A 4038-nucleotide genomic window follows, 5' to 3' on the forward strand; every position below is an offset into this window, starting at 1 on the left:
GTAGAAGCCGGCGCGCGCCCAGATGCGGCAGCCCAGCACTTGGGCCGGCAGCCAATGGTTCACCAGCGCGTCGAAGGCGGGGTCGGGCGTGGCCACCTGAACGGGCGCGCTCAAGGCCCGCCAGACCTCGCGCTGGGCGGCCAGCCGGCGCAGTGGGTCGGCCGCCCAGGCGTTGGCGGCCTGCTCGCGGGCCGCGGGCAGGCTCTGCGCATGGCCGAGCAGCACCGTGCCATGCCAGGCGTGGCCGGCTTCCAGTCGGATCGGCACCGCGAGCAGGGCAGCCGGGTCGGTGGCAGCACCGGCCTGGCCATCCAGCGCGTGCGGCATGACGAGGCGGCCTTCGTCGTCGAACAGCAGGCGGCGGTCGCCGCTGGCCTCAATGGCGGCCGTCCACGGGTGCGGCCGGTTCAGGTCGGGCGTGAAGCCGGCGTCCGCGGGCCAGGGCCACAGGGCCTGATCGCTGGCCAGGCTGTTGATCTGGTCGGCCGTCGCATCGCCCTCGCGGGTCGGGCGCAGTGCCATCCAGGCCGTGTGGCCGCCGAAGCCATTGAGCCCATCGGCCTGCGTGGCCAGGGCCAGCAGCGGACCATCACCCTGGGGCGGTTCCAGTCGCGTCACGACACTGCGGCGCGCACCACTGTCCATGCCCAGCTGCCACTGCGCGGCGGCCAGCAGCCGCAGCAGGCGTGGCGGGCGGCCGGGCGCCGCGTGCAACTCCACCTGGCATTGCTTGACGGCGGTTGTTGCGTCCACCGTCCAGCGCAGGCGCACCACCATGCCTGGCAGCTGGAAGGCCATGGCCGTAGCTCCCGGCAGGTGGGACACGCTCTGGTGCGGGCTGGCGCGGCCGAGCAGCCAGGCCTTGCCGCTGGACAGGCAGTGCAGGATCAGCCATTCGCCGGGCGAGTCCAGCAGCGCGTCGTTCGACCAGGGCGTGATCTGGTGCAGCCGGCTGTTGCCGGCCCAGGCCATGCCGGCACCGCGCTCGGACACCTGGCAGCCGAAGTTCTCGTTGGCGATGACGTTGATCCACGGCCGCGCCGGCTGGCTTTGCTCGGTCAGCTCGAAGCGGCAGGCACCGCTGTCGGCCTCGAAGTCGCTGTCTGGCGCCTCGGCGCCGGGCGGGGCGGCGAGGCTGGACACCAGCGTCGCGCCGGCGCCGCGCCGGGCCTTGGCGGCTTGCTCGTGGCTCTGGCCCAGGCGCTCGAGCTGCTGGGCCAGCGGCCGGCCATCGGCAAACCAGCGCACGCGCGCCAGCATGTTGAGGGCAAAGCGCGTGTCCGGCCCCACGGTCTCGTCCGACAGCACATGCACGCGGCAGCGCCCATGGGTCTGCTGCTCGGCCAGCGACCGCAACGCGCGCGACACCGGCGCCAGATAGGACGGCGGCTCGGCGTCCAACACGACGACGTCCACTGGCAGCGGGCTGCCCTGGGCCTGCAACAGCGCGCACAGCTCGCGCACCATGATGACGCCGGTGGGATCGGCCACGCGCATCAGGATGATGGGGTCGTCCCCCGAGATGCCATGGCGCCACAGCGCATCGCGCTCGTAGCCGGTCTCGGGCAGGGGCAGGTTCTCGCGTGCGGCCTGCGAGGTCAGCAGGGTCTGCAGCGTGAGGCCGGCCCGCCAGGCGCCCGGCGCGAGGCTGGCGCCTTGGGTGCGCACGCCGGCCATGGTGTGGGCCAGCGTCAGCGCACGCTCGACGAGGGCCGGCTGACGCAGCTTGTCCAGCAAGTGGCTGAGCGTCTGCGGCTCGCGAGCGGCGGCGGTGGCCAGCGTCAGCGTCACGCTGGCACCGGGCGGCAGCTGCAGCACCAGGTGCAGCAGCGAGATCGGGTCGTTGCCGGTGTCCAGCATGCCAGACGCGGTGTTGAGGCCGGCCACGTCGGTGCCCAGCAGCGCTTGCACGCCGGCATGCGCAATGACGCCGCCGGGCTGACCGGGCATGCCGCCGCGGGCCAGCCAATGGGCACGGTCGGCACCGGCGCGCACACGGTCCAGCCGCGCGCCGCCCTCGAGCTCCACGCCCACCAGCGCATGCACCGCGTGCAGGGGCGCCTCGTTGGGACTGCGCGGCAGGCGCTGCCAGTTCAGGGCCTGCTGGCCCGGTTCCCAACGTGCCTGCAGGAAGAGCTTGCCGAAAGCCGGGTGGGCCAGGTCGGCCTTGGCCGGCGCCAGCACGGGCTCGAAGCTGGATACCAGCGCCAGGCGGCGCGGCCGGTGGGCGAGGTTGCGCAGCGTGATGCGGCGCAGCTCGACGTCGTCCTCGACGGCCACCCAGGCCTCGGTGTGGGCGTGCAACTCCTCGCCCTCGGCCGTGAACTGCGCGCTGGCGGGGTGCAGGCGGCAGCCATAGCGCCACTGCGGGCCGGGCGTGGGCCGCAGCGTGAGCGATCGCCAGGGGCTGGACTCGGGCGCGCCGTTCCAGTGCAGGTCCAGGTCGCGCAGATGCAGGTGGTGGCCGAGCAGGTCCTGCGGCAGATCGTCGCGCCAGCGGCTCACCAACACCAGTGAACCCGGCTCGCCCCAGACCAGCGTGCCGCCGCCATGCTCGCGCACCATCGCGCTGAGGCGCCCATGGCCCAGCCAGGCGGTGGCGGGTAGGGCGCGGCCATGCAGCTCGGGCACGACCAGCGAGATGCGGGCGCGGCGCGGTGCGCTTCGAGTGGGCTGCGGCGGCGGTTCGCGCAGTGGCGCCACCTTGTGCGGCGCGCGCTCGTGCAGCAGCCAGCGCACGGCGCACAAGCGCGGCTCGGCGTCAGCCCAGCGCTGCGGCGCGCCGCCGCACAGCACCTCGGTCAGCGCGACGAGTGACATGCCGTGGTGGTGGGCCATCGTCGTGCCGATGCGCTGGAAGCGACGCCCCGTCTGCGTTGCGTCGCTGGTGGCTTCAGGCTGGCGGCCGACTGTGTAGTCCAGCGCTTCCATGAAGCCGCCCTCATGGCGAGCCCCCAGGGCCTGCAGCGCGCGCAGATTGGCGACGGCCGCGCGCGGCATCACCATGGTCGCCATCAGGCTGGCATACGGTGCAATGACGATCTCTTCCACCGGCGTGTCGCGCAGTGCCAGGCTGGCCACGCCCTGCGGGCCGTACTGGTAGGCCAGGCTCCGGTCGCGCTTGGCATAGGCGCTCTCGGACACGCCCCAGGGCAGGCCGGCCGCACGCCCGGCGCGGATCTGCTCCATGACGGCCGCGCGAGCGGCTTCCGCCAGCGCGCTGCCGGTGGGCTCGTCCAGCACCAGCGAGGGCATCAACATCTCGAACATCGAGCCCGACCAGCTCTTCAATCCGGTGACGCGGCCGCGCGAGAAGAAGGGTCGGCCGAGCGCGCCCCAGTGCGCCGGCGGGATGTCGCCCTTGGCGATGGCCACCAGGCTGGCCAGCCGAGCTTCAGAGGCGAGCAGGTCGTAGTGGTTCTGGTCCAGCCGCTCGGTACCGGGTTCGGAGCCTTGCGCCGCGACGGCGCCGATGTGCAGCAGGTGGCGCTGCGGGTCGTAGAGCCAGCTGAAGTCGTGGGCCAGCGCAAGGGCGCGCGCCCGCATGGCGACGGCGTTCAGCGCCTCGGCCACGGCCGGCGGCGGCGGCATGCCCTCGCCCCCGCGCGCAAAGCCCTCGCAGGCCGCCGCGACCACCAGCAGATGGGCGCAGAGGTTGCCGCTGTCCACGCTGGAGATGTAGGGTGGCTCCAGCACGCCCAGGCGCTGGGTGTCGATCCAGTTGTAGAAGTGGCCGCGGTGGCGGGGCAGCTTGTCCAGCGTGTCCAGCGTGCGGCCGATGCGCTCGGCCAGGCCGACGTCATGCAGCCAGCCGAACTCGCGCGCGCAGCAGGCCGACAGCAGGTACAGGCCGATATTGGTGGGCGACGTGCGGTGGGCGACGGCGATGTCGGGGTCGAACTGCACGTTGTCGGGCGGCAGATCGTTGTCGTCCTTGGTGACCCAGCGTTCGAACCAGCGCCAGGTGTCGCGGGCGACGCTGAGCAGGTACTGGCGTTCGTCGTCGGTGATGGCCTCGCGGCGCGGCCGGGCGCGTGG

The 4038-nt window shown here is 73.2% G+C and carries 1 protein-coding gene; it reads right to left on the reverse strand.

Translation table 11 applies throughout. From position 1 onward, the window contains the following. On the reverse strand, positions 1-4038 hold a 4038-nt coding region (locus AC1DU6_RS22350; protein ID WP_477859695.1), incomplete at both ends, for a glucoamylase family protein.

The sequence above is a fragment of the Roseateles sp. P5_B10 genome (assembly GCF_056400485.1).